Here is a 14,999-nt window from a genome sequence, read left to right as displayed (position 1 = left end):
GGACCTGCGCGAGCGCGGCCGCGCCGCGGCCGCGCTCGCGCAGGTCCGTACCGCCGGCACCGCCTGGGGGCTCGACCCCGCCACCGGCCGGATGACCCTGACCGTCGACGACACCGTCTCCGCCCGGGACGTCGCCGCGCTGCGGGCGACCGCCGCCCGGGCCGGTGCGGTGCTCCGGCACGAGCCGGGCGAACTGCGCACCCTCATCGCCGGCGGGCAGGCGATCTACAGCGGCGGCCGGTGCTCCCTCGGCGCCAACGTCCGCAGCGGCACCACCTACTACTTCGTCACCGCCGGCCACTGCACCTCCGTCGGCGCGACCTGGTACGCCAACAGCGCGCAGACCACCGTCCTCGGCAGCCGGGCGGGCAGCAGCTTCCCCGGCAACGACTACGGGCTGGTCCGCTACACGAGCCTGGTCGCCCACCCCAGCGCCGTCTACACGTACCCCGGCCTGCTCACCATCAACGGCGCCGGCAACGCCTACATCGGCCAGGCGGTCTGTCGCAGCGGCTCCACGACGGGGGTGCGCTGCGGCACGGTCACCGGGCTCAACGCGACCGTCAACTACGCCGAGGGCAGCGTCTCCGGCCTGATCCGCACCAACATCTGCGCTGAGCCGGGTGACAGCGGCGGGCCGCTCTACGCCGCCGGCACCGGCACCGTCCTCGGCATCCTCTCCGGTGGCAGCGGCAACTGCACCAGCGGTGGCACCACCTACTACCAGCCGATCATGGAGATCCTGGCCGCGTACGGCGTGACCGTCCCCTGACCGACCACCCGCGTGCCCGGCCCGACCCCGCGCGACGGGCCGGGCACGGCGGGGTCAGCCCTCGCGGCCGGTGGTCGCGACGCCCACGACGAGGTGACGCCCTCCGGCACCGACCGGAACCGGTCAGGCGGCCCGGGGGGTGAGGAGGTAGTCGTCGGCCTCGGGGCTCCACCGCAGGTCGACGACGCCGCTGGTGGCGGCCGCCTTGCAGAACTGGAGGAAGCTGCGGTAACCCAGCTTCTTCTCGCTGAAGTCGGGCCGCGCCCGGCGCAGCTGGTTCTTCAGCCCGGAGAGGGCCACCGCGCCCTCGTCTCCGGCGAGGTCCGACACCACCGAGCCGAGCAGCGCGAACGCCACCTCCCGGTCGCCGTGCTCGGGCAGGGAGACCTCGGGGTCGCCCTTGGCGGGTCCCTCCGCCAGCTCGACCACGTTGTGCTGGGCGAGGTGCCGCATGAGCTCCCCGAAGGTGCGGAACCCGTAGTCGGACTCGCTGAACGTCGGGTCCTTGCGCAGCAGGGTGCGCTTCAACGTCGAGGCCGTCACCTCGCCGCTCGAACTGCCCTGGAGGCCGGCGACGGTCTGCGCCACGAACACGGCGAGCGTGTCGACGTCCCGCCCGGCCTCCTCGGCCGCCGGCTGCGGCTCGGGCTCCGGCTCCTGCTCCACCCGCGGCACGTCGGGGCTGGGCAGGCGGGCCGGGCGGCCCCGCCGGACCCGGGCGGGAGGGATGTCGACGCCCTCCAACCGGTCGTAGTAGAGGAACTCGTCGCACGCGGGCGGCAGCAGCGCCGAGGTCGAATTCTCCACGCCCACCCCGATGACGCGCTTGTTCAGCTCGCGGAGCTTGTGGACCAACGGGGTGAAGTCGCTGTCGCCGGTGCAGATCACGAAGGTCGAGATGTACCCGCGCTCGAAGGCCAGCTCCACCGCGTCCACGGCCATCTTGATGTCGGCGGCGTTCTTGCGCGAGGCCCCCATCCGCTGGGGAATCTCGATCAGCTCGACGTGCGACCGCGTGAGCATCCGCCGGTCCTCGTCGAAGTACGACCAGTCCGCGTACGCCCGGCGCACCACCACCCGGCCGCGCTCGGCGAGGGCGTCGGCGATGGGACGGAAGTCGAAGGCCACGCCGCCGAGGTGGTCGCGGGCCCCCAACGCGAGGTTCTCGTAGTCGAGGAAGAGGGCGATGCGGTCTTCGTGATCCACGCAGGTCAGCCTACCCCCGGCGGGGCGCCGCGCCGTCGCGTCCGCCCCTGGCATGGCGCGGTGCCCGCCGGGGTCGGCCGGCCACCGGGTAGTGCTGGCCCTACCCGGGAACTACCTCCAGACGGCTGGGTCGGCGCGTCACCCACGGTTAGCGTCAGCGGCATGACGACAGCTCGTCCCCTGTGCCTGGCCGAGGCGCTGCGCCGGCCCGGATACCTGTTCTCCCCGTGGCCGTGGCGCGCGCTGGCCTACCTGTTCACCACCGTCCCCGTCGCCGGGGTGCTCGCCGTCGGGCTGCTCGTCGTCGGGGCACCCCTGCTGGCCGCGGTCAACGCCGCCCGGCAGGACCGCCCGGTCGAGCTGCCCCTCGTGCTGTTCCTGGCCGTCGGTGCCCTGACGGTGCTGGCGTCGGCCCCGGTCGTGAGCATCGCGGTGACCGCCGTGGAACGGCAGCGGCTCGGCCTCGTGGACGGGCGGCCGTTGCCGGCGTACCGGTGGCGGGGCCTGGCCGCGCGCTACACCGACGCCGACGCGTGGCGGGAGGTCGCTTACACCTTCTGGCTGGGCGGCGTCGTGCCGCTCGGCTACGCCGTGTCCACCCTGCTCGTGCTGCTCGACCTCACGCTGGTCGCCAGCCCCTGGCTGGTCGGCGACGCCGACGAGGTCATCGTGGTCTGGACCACCGTCGACACGGCCGGCAAGGCCGTCCCGTACGCCGTCCTCGGGGTCCTGCTCCTCCCGGTGCTCTGGTACGGGCTCGGCGTGCTCGCCGCGGCCCAGGGCGCGGTGGCGCGGTGGCTGCTCGGCCGGCCCGCCGACGGGGCGGCCCTGCGGGAGGTCAGCCGCTCGCGGGCCCGGCTGGTCGACGCGTACGAGACCGAACGCCGCCGCATCGAGCGCGACATGCACGACGGCGCGCAGCCCCGGCTGACCAGCCTCACCCTCCACCTGGGTCTGGCCCGGCTGGACGTGCCCGAGGACTCCCCCGCCGCCGCCCCGCTAGCCGTGGCGCACGACCAGGCCAAGAACCTGATGGTCGAGCTACGGCAGATCGTGCAGGGCATCCGCCCGCAGAGCCTCACCGACCTGGGCCTGGCCGGCGCGGTACGGGAACTGGCCGGCGAGGCCACCGTCCCGGTCACCGTCCACGCCGACCTCGGGCAGCCGCTGCCCGAACTCGTCGAGAGCACCGCGTACTTCGTGGTGTCGGAGGCGTTGGGCAACGTCGTCCGGCACGCCGGGGCGACCCGGGCCGAGGTCCGGCTCGTCCAGGCCGACGGCGAACTCGTCGTGGAGATCTCCGACGACGGCCACGGCGGGGCCGACCCGGCGCGGGGCACCGGCCTGACCGGCCTCGCCGATCGGGTCGCCGCGGCCGACGGGCGGCTGCTGCTCGCCAGCCCGCCCGGCGGCCCCACGCTCGTCCGGGTGGAGTTGCCGTGCCACCGATGACGCGCGTCGTGCTCGCCGAGGACGAGGTCCTCCTGCGCGAGGGCCTCGCCGGCCTGCTGGCCCGGTTCGACTTCGAGGTGGTCGCCGCCGTCGGCACGGCACCGCAGTTGCGGGACGCGGTCCGGGCGCACGAGCCGGACCTGGTGGTGACCGACATCCGGATGCCGCCCGGCCCGCACGACGACGGGCTGCGGGCCGCCGTCGACCTACGCGCCGAACGGTCGCGGCTCGCCGTCATGGTGCTGAGCCAGCACGTGCAGGCCGAGTACGCCTCCGCCCTGCTCGCCAGCGGTGACGGACGGGGCGTCGGCTACCTGCTCAAGGACCGGATCGCCGAGGTCGCCGAGTTCGCCGAGCAGCTTCGCACGGTCGCCGGCGGCGGCACGGTCGTCGACCCCGACGTGGTGCGGCGGCTGCTGCACCGCCCACGCGACCCGCTCGCGGCCCTGTCCGCCCGGGAGCGCGAGGTGCTGACGCTGCTCGCCGAGGGGCACTCCAACGCGGCGATCGCCGCGCGGCTGCACGTCACCGAGGCGGCCATCGGCAAGCACATCGGCAACGTCCTGGCGAAGCTCGGCCTGCCGCCCAGCGACGACACCAACCGCCGGGTGCTGGCGGCCCTCACCTACCTGCGCGCGGGCCCGTCGCCCCGGTAGCCGGCTCCGGCGCGACCGGTGGCCGCCTCCGGCGCGGCCGTCCGCCGGGCAGGCGCGGCCGCCCCGCCGAAAAGTTGCGGTCCCGATCTCCCGCCGTTCACCCGCGCCCCGCTAGCATCGCTGCTCATGAATACGAGGAGCAGTACCCGCTCGGGCCCCAGAAGGCTGGCGATGGCGTTCGCGCTGGCCGTCGTCCTGGTGGCGCCCGTGGCGGTGACGGCGGCGGCGTCGGCCGCCGGCCCCCTTACCGTGGCCCAGGCGCTTGCCGCGCAGGACGGCCGGACGGCCGCCGTGACCGGCTACGTCATCGGCCAGCCGACCAGCACCACGACGGTGCTCAGGTCCGGCTTCACCGCCGACACCGCGATCGCGATCGCCGACACGGCCGCCGAGACCGGCGCGAGCAGGATGCTCTACGTCCAGGTCACCGCCGCCTACCGGAGCACGTTCGGGCTGCTCACCAACCCGGGCCTGCGGGGCCAGCGGATCACCGCCACCGGCGCGCTCACCGCCTACTTCAGCCACGGCGGCCTGAAGAACCCGACGGCGATGACCCTCGGCGGCACCACGCCATCGCCGAGCCAGTCCCCGACTCCGGTCCCGACGACCACCCCGGCGCCCGGCGGCGACTACGACTCCACCTACTACGCCAACGCGATCGGCAAGTCCGGCACGGCGCTGCGCAGCTCGCTGCACTCGATCATCAAGGTGCAGACGAAGCTCTCCTACGACCAGGTCTGGGAGGCGCTGAAGGACACCGACCAGGACCCGGCCAACACCAACAACGTCATCCTGCTCAACACCGGGCGGTCCCAGAGCAAGAGCAGCAACGGCGGCGGCGTGAACGACTGGAACCGTGAGCACGTCTGGGCCAAGTCGCACGGCGACTTCGGCACCGCGACCGGCCCGGGCACGGACGTCCACCACCTCCGGCCGGAGGACGTCTCGGTCAACTCGACGCGCGGCAACAAGGACTTCGACACCGGCGGCAGCCCCGTCGCCGAGGCGCCGGGCTGCTACACCGACGCCGACTCGTGGGAGCCGCGCAACGCGGTCAAGGGCGACGTGGCACGCATGCTGATGTACATGGCGATCCGGTACGAGGGCACCGACGGCTGGCCCAACCTGGAGCTGAACCAGTCGGTCAACAACGGCAGCGCGCCGTACCACGGCAAGATGTCGGTGCTGCTCCAGTGGAACCAGGCCGACCCGCCGGACACCTTCGAGAAGCGCCGCAACCAGCGGATCTACGAGCGCTGGCAGGGCAACCGGAACCCGTTCGTCGACCACCCGGAGTGGGCGACCGCCATCTGGGGCTGACCTCGCCCCACCGGCGTGTCGCGGCCGGTCCCCCGACGGGGGACCGGCCGACCGGCGGGCGGTAGTCGGCCCTAGCCCGTGGGATCCGCCGCACGCGGGCGTTCCGCCTTCGCCGTACGGGACGCCGCAGCCTGGGCCACCGACAAGGTAGGCACTGATAGGTGTACCCGCGCCCGAGCGGGGTATCCCGCGCGGCCAGCATCCGTCTGTCGGGAGGTCACCGTGGAGAGTCGAGCCAAGGCGTTGGGCCACGGGATCCATCCCATGATGATCGTCTTTCCGCTGGGACTGCTCGCCACGGCGGTGATCTTCGACATCCTGTACCTGATCACCTACCGCGCCGGATTCCAGATCTCCGCCGCGTACACCATCGGTGCCGGCGTCATCGGCGGCCTGCTCGCGGCGGTCTTCGGCTTCACGGACTGGCGGGCCATCCCGTCCGGCACCCGCGCCAAGCGGGTGGGCGCGATCCACGGCATCGGCAACGTCGTCGTCGTGCTGCTGTTCGCGGTGAGCTGGTTGGCGCGGGCCTCCGCGACGAACTGGGAGCCGAACGCCCTGGCCCTGATCTGCAGCTTCGCGGGCATCCTCCTGTCCGGGATGACGGCCTGGCTCGGCGGCGAGCTGGTCGAGCGGCTGGGCATCGGGGTCAGCGACAACGCCGGCGTCAACGCGCCGAGTTCCCTGTCCCGTCGTTCCACGCGCCGCGCCCGCGCCTGATCCGTCCGCCCGTGCCCCGGACGGACCGGGCAGGCCGGTGGGCCAGCCGGCCCGGCCCGCCGGGGGGCGGGTTCGTCACCGCGCGCCGGCGGGTTCCGGGACGAACGGCAGGCTCCTCGGCTCCACCGGCTGGGCCTCGCCGGCCGGGTGCCGCCACAGCCCCCGCGCGCGCAGGATCGGCAGCACGCCCTCGCCGAACCAGTACGCCTCCTCCAGGTGCGGGTGGCCGGAGAGGATGAACTCGTCCAGGCCGAGCGCGTGGTACTCGGCGATCCGGTCCGCCACCTCCGTGTGGCTGCCCACGAGGGCCGTGCCGGCGCCGCCCCGGACCAGGCCGAAGCCGGCCCAGAGGTTGGGGGCGACCTCCAGTCCGTCGCGGGAGCCCCCGTGCAGGTCGAGCATCCGGCGCTGCCCCTCGGACTCGCTGCCGCGCAGCCCCGCCTGAGCCGCCCGCAGGTCGGACTCGGCGATGCCGTCGAGCAGGCGGCGGGCCTGCGCCCAGGCCTCCTCGGCGGTGTCCCGGGTGATGACGTGCAGCCGGATGCCGAAGCGCAGTTCGCGGCCGGCCTCGGCGGCCAGCGCGCGGACCCGGTCGAGCTTGCCGGCCACCTGGGCCGGCGGCTCGCCCCAGGTGAGGTAGACGTCGCTGTGCCGCACCGCCACCGGCAGCGCGGCGGCGGAGGAGCCGCCGAAGTAGATCGGCGGGACCGGGTCCGGTAGCCGGTTGAGCCGGCCCTGCGCGATCCGCAAATGCTCGCCGGCGTGGTCCACGGTCTCGCCGCGCCACAGCGCCCGCACGATGTGCAGGAACTCGTCGGTGCGCGCGTACCGGGCGTCCTTGTCCAGGAAGTCGCCGTAGGCGCGCTGCTCGTGCGACTCGCCGCCGGTGACGATGTTGACCATCAGCCGGCCGCCGGAGAGCCGTTGGAACGTCGAGGCCATCTGCGCCGCCAGCGCGGGCGTGAGCAGGCCGGGGCGGAAGGCGACCAGGAACTTCAGCCGCTCGGTCACCTCGGTGAGCATGGCGGTGCTCAGCCAGGCGTCCTCGCACCAGGCGCCGGTCGGGGTGAGCGCGCCGACGAAGCCGAGCTGCTCGGCGGTCCGCGCGATCTGGCCCAGGTAGGCGACGGTCGCCGGGCGGGCGCCGCCGGCCGTGCCGACCGGCACGCCGTGGCCCCCGCCGACGATGTCCCGGCTGTCGCCGTAGGTGGGCAGGAACCAGTGGAAGGTGAGGGCCATCCGGATCTTTCCTCCAGTGCGGTGGCGAGAAGAGGTGCGGCAGGGCAGGCGGCCGGCGGCCGGGTGCTCCTGAGGGGTGGGACGATCCCGGCGACAGTCTACCCATAAAACCTATCGGGTTAGTAGGCTTAGTGCGACCGGCGGCTGTCAGTGCCGTCGCGCCCCCAGGTCCATCTCCGTAGGAGCTGTCATGCGAACCCCCAGAACGGCCCTCCCCCGTCGGCACCGCCTGGTGACGGCACTGCTCACCGCCGTGGCACTGGTCGCGGTCGGCGGCGTCAGCGCCTGCGGCGACGGGTCCGCGGCGGCCGGCGGAGACAAGGGCCCACTTCGGATCGGCTACCAGCGCTTCGGAGGACTGAGCCTGGTCAAGGCCCGCAACGCCGCCCCCGACGTGGAGTGGTCGTTGTTCGAGAGCGGCCCGGCGCTCACCGAGGCGCTCAAGGCCGGCTCGATCGACATCGGGCAGGTCGGCGAGGCGCCGCCCGTCTTCGCCGCGGCGGCCAAGATCCCGTTCTCCGTCATCGGCACCTCCGCGCCCGTCCCGCAGGGCGAGGCGGTGCTGGTCAAGGACGACAGCGGCTACCGCACCTTCGCCGACCTGCGCGGCAGGACGGTGGCCCTGAACAAGGGCTCCAACGTGCACTGGCTGCTCGTGCGCCTGTTGGCGGCGCACAAGATGACGTTGGACGACATCAACGTCAAGTACCTCAAGCCCGCCGAGGGACGGCCCGCGTTCGACAACGGGCAGGTCGACGCCTGGATCATCTGGGACCCGTACTTCGCCCTGGCCGAGCAGCCCGGGGTCCGGGTGCTCGCCGACGCCACCGGCCTCGCCAGCAACCGGGAGTACGTCCTGGCCGCCCCGGACGCCGTACAGAACCGGTCGGACGACATCCGGGCGTTCCTGCGGACGTACCGGACGGTGACGGACTGGGGCATCGCCAACCCCGACGAGCGGGCCCGCACCCTCGCGCCCGAGTTGAAGATCGCGCAGGACGTCACCGAACGCGCCCTGCTCCGCAGCGCCAAGCCCCTGTCCCCGGTCACCCCGGCCGTCGGCGACGAACTCCAGGCGATCGCGGACGGCTTCGTCGCGCTGAAGCTCGTCCCGGGGCCGGTCGACATCCGGGGCCGCGTCGACGGCCGGTTCAACGAGGTCTTCCAGTGAGCCGTACGACGCTGGCCGACGCCCCGGCCCCGGCCACGGCGACCGCACCGACGCGGCCTGAGCGGCCCGCGCAGCCGGCCCGGCGGTGGCGCCGGCTCGCCAGCCCGGTGCTGCTGGTGCTCTCCTGGGAGCTGGCCGCCCGGATCGGGCTGCTGGCACCCGAGAAGCTGCCGGCGCCGAGCGACGTGCTGGCCACCGGGTGGCGGCTGTCCCGCGACGGCATCCTCGCCACCCACCTGTTCGACTCGCTCACCCGCGCCGGCGTCGGCCTGCTGATCGGCGGGGGTCTCGCCCTGCTGCTCGGCACCGTGGCAGGGTTGCTCCGGCTCGGCGACGACCTCGTCGACCCCCCGGTGCAGATGGCCCGGATGCTCCCCCACCTGGGACTGGTGCCGCTCCTGATCATCTGGGTCGGCATCGGCGAGTCGCTCAAGATCAGCCTGGTGGCCCTCGGTGCGTTCTTCCCGATCTACTTCAACACCTACGCCGGCATCCGGGACATCGACGAACGCCTCGTCGAGGCGGCCCGGACGTGCGGGCTGGGGCAGGCCGCCCGGCTGCGCCACGTGGTGCTGCCCGGCGCACTGCCCGCCCTCTTCCTCGGCCTACGCCTGGCGATCGGGGCGGCCTGGCTCAGTCTGGTCGTCGGCGAGCAGGTCAACGCCCAGACCGGGATCGGCTTCCTGATGATGGAGGCGCGCGAGTTCAGCCAGACCGACGTGGTCGTGCTCGGCCTGCTGATCTACGCGCTGCTCGGCCTGGCGTCCGACCTGGCGCTGCGTGTCGCGGAGAGGAGGACGCTGACATGGCGTCGCGGGCTGCGGGCGACCTGACGGGCGCGGGGCCGGTGCTGACCGCCCACGCCGTACGCCGGGCGTTCGGCCCCTCGGTCGTGCTGGCCGGCGTCGACCTGGCGATCTCCCGGGGGGAGGTGGTGGCCCTGCTGGGCGGCAGCGGCTCCGGCAAGAGCACCCTGCTGCGCATCCTCGCCGGCCTCGACGGCGATGCCACCGGCGGGACCACCGTGCACGGCACGGCCGCCGTGGTGTTCCAGGAGCACCGGCTGCTGCCCTGGAAACGGGTGGCCGAGAACGTCGGGCTCGGCCTGTCCGGCGCCGACACCGACCGGCGGATCGACCGGGCCCTGGCCGAGGTCGGGCTCGCCGACCGGCGCCGCGCCTGGCCGGCCGAGCTGTCCGGCGGCCAGGCTCAGCGGGTCGCCGTCGCCCGGGCGCTGGTCCGCGAACCCGACCTGCTGCTGCTCGACGAGCCGTTCGGCGCCCTCGACGCGCTCACCCGGCTGCGGATGCAGGGGCTGCTACGCCGGCTGCGCGCCGAGCACGGCTTCGCCGCCCTGCTGGTCACCCACGACGTGGACGAGGCCCTGCTGCTCGCCGACCGGATCCTGCTGCTGGAAGGGGGCGTCATCGCCGAGGAACTCCCGGTCGACCTGGGGTCGGTGCGTACGCCGGACGAGCCGGCCTTCGGCGCGCTGCGCCGCCACCTGCTCGACCGCCTCGGCGTGCCGGCCGCCTGACCGCGCCGCCGGCCCCGCACCGGCCGGTCCTCGCCACGGAGATCCGTCAACGGCCCCCGGCCCCACCCGGCAGATCCGGGTGGGGCCGGGGCCGCTCGCGCCGATCCGGGTCGACCGGCGGGAAGCCGGGTCACGCGGCCTCTCGGCCCGCCCCGTCGACCCCGGTGTAGCGGCCCTGGTGGTGCAGCAGCGGCGAGCCGCCGTCGGCGTGCCGGATCAGTTCCGGCTCGGCCAGCACGACGGCGTGGTCGCCGACGGGCACCCGGTCGACCACCCGGCAGAGCAGCCAGGCCAGGACGCCCCCGAGGATCGGCGCCCCCTCCGGTCCGGTACGCCACCGGGTGGGGGTGGCGAACCGGTCGATGCCGCTGGTGGCGAAGGTACGGGCCAGTTCCCGCTGGTCTTCGGCGAGCAGGTGCACCGCCACGTGGCGGGCGCCGGCCAGGGTCGGCCAGCTGGACGATCCGAGGTTCACGCAGAACGACACGACCGGCGGCGCCAGCGACACCGAGGTGAACGACGTGGCGGTGAAGCCGACCGGCGGCGCGCCGGGCGCGGTGACCACGGTGACGGTGCTGGCCTGGTGGCGCAGCACCGTGCGCAGCGCGCGGGCGTCGGCGTCGACCGTCCACCCGCCCTCCGGGCCGTCCCGCCACTGTCGGACGAGGGGGTCGGTGTCGTACCGCGCGATGACCATCGGGACCTTCCGGAGGGGAGTCAGGCAGAGAATCGTGAGAGCGGCGACGCCGGCCCCGGCCGCACGAAGCGACGGCACTCGGACCTCGGTCCACGGCGGCATCCTGGAGTCGGGAAGCGCCGGGACCAGGAACCGCCCCCGCGGGTCGTCGACGACCGCGACGGGTGGCCGCGCTGGCCGCGTCGAGGGGGCAGGTGGCGATCACCGAGCGGCGACGAAGCCGGGGAACCGACCGGTGCGGCCGTCGGGCGCGACGCGATCGGCGGTCAGGCCACCGGGCGCGAACCGGGACAGAGCTGCGAGGCGACCCGCATCAGGTCGACGACCCGGCGGGAGGTGAGCAACGGTACGCGCGGCATGACCCCATTTTCCTACTGGATCAGTAGGAATACAAGTCCCTTCGCCCGCCGGTGGGCCGAAGGGGTGGGCGCGCTGCCCCGAGCCGGCGGTACGGGCCGTCAGCGCCGGCGGGCGTACGCCAGCGGCAGAGGGCTCGCCTGGCCGCTCCACGTGCCGGTCAGCACGGCGCCCTCCGACGCGGTGCCGCCGTCGGGGCGGCGCACGACGGCCAACTCCACGGAGTCGGTGACGATGACGGTGAGGTCGTCCTCGACCACGCGGCGCACGGCGCCGACGGGCGGGACCTCGGCGCCCCGGGTGCCGCTGCCGGCGATGGTCATCGACAGCTCGCGGTACTCCCGCTGGCCGTCGGCCTCGAAGTACTCCTGCGCCTGCCCTGCGTCGGCGAGGACGGCCGCCGCCAGCGTCGCGGCGTAGACGGGATCGGCGCACGCGTCGTACACCCAGCGGCGGCCGAGCACGGAGTGCTCGGTGGTGCCGACGAGCCAGTCGTCGCCGCCGTCGAGGGGCGCGCCGCGGTAGGTCAGCGGAACCTGGTGGATCGGCCCGTCGCCGGCCCTGACGAGCAGCGTCTCGACGCCGACGGCGCCGGCCGGGTCGTCGAACCGGTAGGCCGCCACGCGCTCGACGTCGGCGCCGGCCGGCCCCTGGAACCAGGGTCGGCCGGGCAGCCACGCCGCCAGGAGTGCGAACTTCGTGGGGCGCATCTCCGCCCGGTGCAACAGCGCCATACGCCGCATCGTAGGGGCACCCCGGTGCCCCGCGCTGACCCGGCCGCACGCGACGCGTCCGGCGCGAGCGGGGCCCGGCGGGTCAGGCGGTGGCGTAGCGGCGCAGCCCGTCGACGTCGGACCGGGTCAGGCGGCCCTGGGCGACCAGGAGTTCCAGGTGCGCCGCGGTCTCGGTGACGGCGAGCATCGCGTTGAACACGTCGAGGTCGGCCAGCCTGTGCTCCCGCCGGGTCCAGCGCAGCCGCGCAGCGACCTCGTACGCCGAACTCGCCCCCCGGGCCACGGCGGCCTCCGTCTCGTCGAGCCGCGCGCCGTGGTGCGCGACGAGTTCGTCGACCCGCGCGTGCACGCTGGGGGTCACCGGCCCGTGCGCCGGGAGCAGCCGCGCGTCCGGTCGCCGGCGCACCAGCGCGAGCGATGCCAGGAAGTCGCCGAGCGGGTTCGCCGAGAGTGCGGCCTCGAAGCCGATCGAGGGCGTGATGGTGGGCAGCACGTGGTCACCGGCGAACAACAGGTGCGAGCCGGTGTCGTGGAAGACGACGTGCCCGCGCGTGTGGCCCGGCGTCTCGACGACGTGCAGGGTGCGCTCGCCGTGCCTGATCTGCTGACCGTCGTGGAACCAGTCGTCCGGCAGTTCCCAGTCCTCGGTGCTCAGCCGCGACCCGGTCAACCCCGCCAGGGTGTCGGCCAGCTCGCCGGCGCCCAGCAGCCGCAGGTGGCCGAGCTGCTCGGCGAGCGGGTTCCGGTGCGGCGTCATGGACGCCGCGAGGCTCTCGCGTTCCCCGGCGCCGAGGCTCACCCGCATGCCGTACTCGCGGCGCAGGTGCACGGCCTGCGTGTAGTGGTCCCGGTGCACGTGCGTGACGAGGAACCGGCGCACGTCCCCCAGCGAGCAGTCCAGCTCCTTGAGTGCCGCGTCGAGCGCGGAGCGCGCCTCGGCGATCGCCCACCCGGAGTCGACGAGCACGAGACCGTCGTCGTCGCGCAGGACGTACACGTTCACCGCGCGCAGGCCGTCGTTCGGCAGCGGCAGCGGCACGCGGTGGACGCCGGGGGCGACCTCGAACGTTCCGGGCGTGGTCCAGTCGTCGGAGTTGCCGGTGCCCGAGGTCATGATCCGACCATAGTCCGCGCCGCGACCTGCCCCGGCTCCTCGTCGGCGGCCGCGACGAGAATGGCGACGAAGCGGTCGCACCAGGCCGCCACCGTGGACCGGTCGAACAGGTCCGTGGAGTACTCCACGACGCCCCGCAGGCCGCCCTCGTGCGGGGTGACGACCGTGGCGTAGTCCCGGCGGGCGCAGCCGAGCCCCTGGTCGGTGACGTGCGCCACGAGCCCCGGCAGCCGCACCTCCGGCATCCCCGGATTCCAGCCGAACAGCGTCGTGGCGACCGGTGGCGGCATGCCGACCCGCCAGTGCGGGTCGAGGGCCGCGTACACCTCGGCCAGGGGCGCCGGCTGGTGTCGGAGCGCGTCGAGGAACACCCGGTCGGTGCCCGCCGTCAGCTCCGCGAAGGACGCCGCGCGCGCCAGCGGGGGCCGCATCAGCAGCGGGCTGGTGAACAGGCCCACGACCGACTCGTCCTCGCGGTGGTCGCGGTGGGCGTACGGGCAGGCGAGGACCACGTCACGAGTGCCGGTGAGTTCGCGTACGAGCAGCGCGTACCCGCTGGCCAGGACCGGGAACAGGGTCGTGCCGCAGCGCTCGGCGAGGCCGGTCAGGCGGTCGGTCAGCTCGGCCGGGACGTCGAAGGTGAACTCGCTGCCCCGGCCGGACGGCCGCGCCGGCCGTGGGCGGTCGGCCGGGAACGACACCGCGCGGGGTGCTCCGGCGAGCTGGTCCCGCCAGTACCGCAGGACGTCCGGCGGGACGGCGGTCGCCCGTTGCCGGCGCGCGTGGTCGACGTAGCGTGCCGTGGGCGCGGCGGGGGCCGCACCCTGGCCGGTCTCCGCGGCGTAGCCCCTTCCCAGCTCGTCGAGCAGTTGGAGCATCGACCAGCCGTCACCACAGAGATGGTGCACGACCAGCATCAGCACCCACGCGTCTTCGTCCAGCCGCGCCAGCCGGGCCCGCAGCCATGGTCCCGTGTCCTCCGGGAAGGGCTCGCGGCCGGTCCGCACGCACCACTGCTCGACCTCGTCGGCGGCGAGGTCGCACACCGGCAGCGTCCCCGGCCGGGCCGGGAGCACCTCCTGGACCAGCTCACCGGCGCGTTCCACCAGGCGGGTGCGCAGCGCCTCGTGCCGGGCGACCAGGCCGTCGACCGCCCGTTGCAGGGCCGGCACGTCGAGCCGACCGGCGAGGGTCACCCGTACCGCCATGTGCACGGCCGGCGGGTCGGGGGCCTGCCGCTGGCGATGCCACATCAGTTCCTGCGGGTAGGTCGCCGGCGCCCGGTCCACGACCTCGGACCCGCCGTCCGCGGTCGCCAGGTCCCGCGCCATCGCCCGGATGCCCGGGCTGCGCAGCACCCGGTGCGTGCCGACCGTCAGGCCCAGCAGGTCCGTCAGCCGGTTCGCCAACCGTACGGCCGCCAGGGAGTGACCGCCCGCGGCGAAGAAGGGGACGTCCACCGGCAGCCGGGCCACCCCGAGCTCGGCGCACCAGGAGTCGTGGACGAGCTGCTCCATGGCGGTGCGGGGCCGGTCGGCGGCGCCCGTCACGGCGGGCGCCGGCAGCCGCGACCGGTCCACCTTGCCGTTGTCCGTGGTGGGCAGGGTGTCCAGCAGCACCCAGGCCCGGGGCACGAGGTGTGCGGGCAGGCGCTCGGCGAGCACCGCGGCGAGTCGCTCCGCGCGGGTCGCCGCCGGTTCCCCGTCGTCGTCCGCCACGACGTACGCGGCGAGGTACGGCTCGTCGCCCCGGTCGTGCCGCGCGATGACGGTGGCCTGGCGTACCCCGGGCAGCATGGCCAGCTCCGCAGCGGCCTCGCCGGGCTCCGTCCGCTGTCCGGCGATCTTGACCTGGTCGTCCACGCGGCCGACGAACTCGAGGGTCCCGTCGCCCCGTTCCCGGACCAGGTCCCCGGTCCGGTAGACCCGTGCCCCGGGCAGGCCAGGATCGGGCAGGAAGGCGGCGGCGGTCGCCGCGGGTCGGTCGAGGTAGCCCCGGGCCACGCCGGTCCCGCCGACGTACAG

Annotated in this window: 14 protein-coding genes; 8 read left to right on the top strand and 6 right to left on the bottom strand. The window is 74.5% G+C overall.

What is annotated here, in order from left to right; all coding sequences use genetic code 11:
- The first annotated feature begins 4 nt into the window (after window positions 1-4).
- On the top strand, window positions 5-772 hold the full coding sequence (locus F6X68_RS21305) for a S1 family peptidase (protein WP_225852337.1): 768 nt from the start codon (window positions 5-7) through the stop codon (window positions 770-772).
- Between the two features lie 123 nt (window positions 773-895).
- Here the strand turns inward: F6X68_RS21305 and F6X68_RS21300 are convergent, their stop codons facing one another.
- Window positions 896-1,978, bottom strand: a complete 1,083-nt coding sequence (locus F6X68_RS21300) for a PIN domain-containing protein (protein WP_151455944.1) — start codon at window positions 1,976-1,978, stop codon at window positions 896-898.
- A gap of 162 nt (window positions 1,979-2,140) precedes the next feature.
- Here F6X68_RS21300 and F6X68_RS21295 point away from each other — a divergent pair, with 162 nt between their 5' ends.
- From F6X68_RS21295 to F6X68_RS21280, 4 genes are all read left to right on the top strand, one after another.
- Complete coding sequence (locus F6X68_RS21295) at window positions 2,141-3,430, top strand: histidine kinase (RefSeq protein WP_151455943.1); 1,290 nt, start codon at window positions 2,141-2,143, stop codon at window positions 3,428-3,430.
- Window positions 3,427-4,086, top strand: a complete 660-nt coding sequence (locus F6X68_RS21290) for a response regulator (protein WP_370518968.1) — start codon at window positions 3,427-3,429, stop codon at window positions 4,084-4,086. The genes F6X68_RS21295 and F6X68_RS21290 overlap by 4 nt, the downstream gene beginning before the upstream one ends.
- A 171-nt stretch (window positions 4,087-4,257) precedes the next feature.
- Window positions 4,258-5,406: an endonuclease gene (locus F6X68_RS21285; RefSeq protein ID WP_225852336.1), complete on the top strand. Its 1,149-nt coding sequence runs from the start codon at window positions 4,258-4,260 to the stop codon at window positions 5,404-5,406.
- A gap of 222 nt (window positions 5,407-5,628) precedes the next feature.
- Window positions 5,629-6,126: a DUF2231 domain-containing protein gene (locus tag F6X68_RS21280; protein ID WP_151455940.1), complete on the top strand. Its 498-nt coding sequence runs from the start codon at window positions 5,629-5,631 to the stop codon at window positions 6,124-6,126.
- A gap of 75 nt (window positions 6,127-6,201) precedes the next feature.
- On the opposite strand, the gene F6X68_RS21275 is transcribed toward F6X68_RS21280, so the two are convergent.
- Window positions 6,202-7,365, bottom strand: a complete 1,164-nt coding sequence (locus tag F6X68_RS21275; RefSeq protein WP_151455939.1) for an LLM class flavin-dependent oxidoreductase — start codon at window positions 7,363-7,365, stop codon at window positions 6,202-6,204.
- 190 nt (window positions 7,366-7,555) lie between these two features.
- On the opposite strand from F6X68_RS21275, the gene F6X68_RS21270 reads away from it, so the two are divergent.
- From F6X68_RS21270 to F6X68_RS21260, 3 genes are read left to right on the top strand one after another with little or no spacing between them, the layout of a single operon-like run.
- The gene (locus tag F6X68_RS21270; RefSeq protein ID WP_151455938.1) at window positions 7,556-8,536 is read left to right on the top strand and encodes an aliphatic sulfonate ABC transporter substrate-binding protein; all 981 of its coding nucleotides are present in this window, start codon (window positions 7,556-7,558) and stop codon (window positions 8,534-8,536) included.
- Window positions 8,533-9,369, top strand: coding sequence for an ABC transporter permease (locus F6X68_RS21265; protein WP_151455937.1), 837 nt, complete (start codon window positions 8,533-8,535; stop codon window positions 9,367-9,369). Before F6X68_RS21270 ends, F6X68_RS21265 begins: the two co-directional genes overlap by 4 nt.
- The gene (locus tag F6X68_RS21260; RefSeq protein ID WP_151455936.1) at window positions 9,342-10,073 is read left to right on the top strand and encodes an ABC transporter ATP-binding protein; all 732 of its coding nucleotides are present in this window, start codon (window positions 9,342-9,344) and stop codon (window positions 10,071-10,073) included. The genes F6X68_RS21265 and F6X68_RS21260 overlap by 28 nt, the downstream gene beginning before the upstream one ends.
- A gap of 130 nt (window positions 10,074-10,203) precedes the next feature.
- Here the strand turns inward: F6X68_RS21260 and F6X68_RS21255 are convergent, their stop codons facing one another.
- The 4 genes from F6X68_RS21255 to F6X68_RS21240 form a co-directional block, all read right to left on the bottom strand.
- The gene (locus F6X68_RS21255; RefSeq protein ID WP_151455935.1) at window positions 10,204-10,770 is read right to left on the bottom strand and encodes a flavin reductase family protein; all 567 of its coding nucleotides are present in this window, start codon (window positions 10,768-10,770) and stop codon (window positions 10,204-10,206) included.
- A 458-nt stretch (window positions 10,771-11,228) separates the two neighbouring features.
- Complete coding sequence (locus F6X68_RS21250; RefSeq protein WP_151455934.1) at window positions 11,229-11,861, bottom strand: hypothetical protein; 633 nt, start codon at window positions 11,859-11,861, stop codon at window positions 11,229-11,231.
- Window positions 11,862-11,943: 82 nt separating this feature from the next.
- On the bottom strand, window positions 11,944-12,975 hold the full coding sequence (locus F6X68_RS21245; protein WP_151455933.1) for an MBL fold metallo-hydrolase: 1,032 nt from the start codon (window positions 12,973-12,975) through the stop codon (window positions 11,944-11,946).
- A partial coding sequence (locus F6X68_RS21240) for a condensation domain-containing protein (RefSeq protein WP_151455932.1) occupies window positions 12,972-14,999 on the bottom strand: 2,028 nt, incomplete at its 5' end. The genes F6X68_RS21240 and F6X68_RS21245, both read right to left, overlap by 4 nt.

The sequence above is a fragment of the Micromonospora sp. AMSO12t genome (assembly GCF_008806585.1).
Classification (GTDB): domain Bacteria; phylum Actinomycetota; class Actinomycetes; order Mycobacteriales; family Micromonosporaceae; genus Micromonospora; species Micromonospora reichwaldensis.
This window is presented reverse-complemented; position numbering and strand designations above follow the sequence as displayed.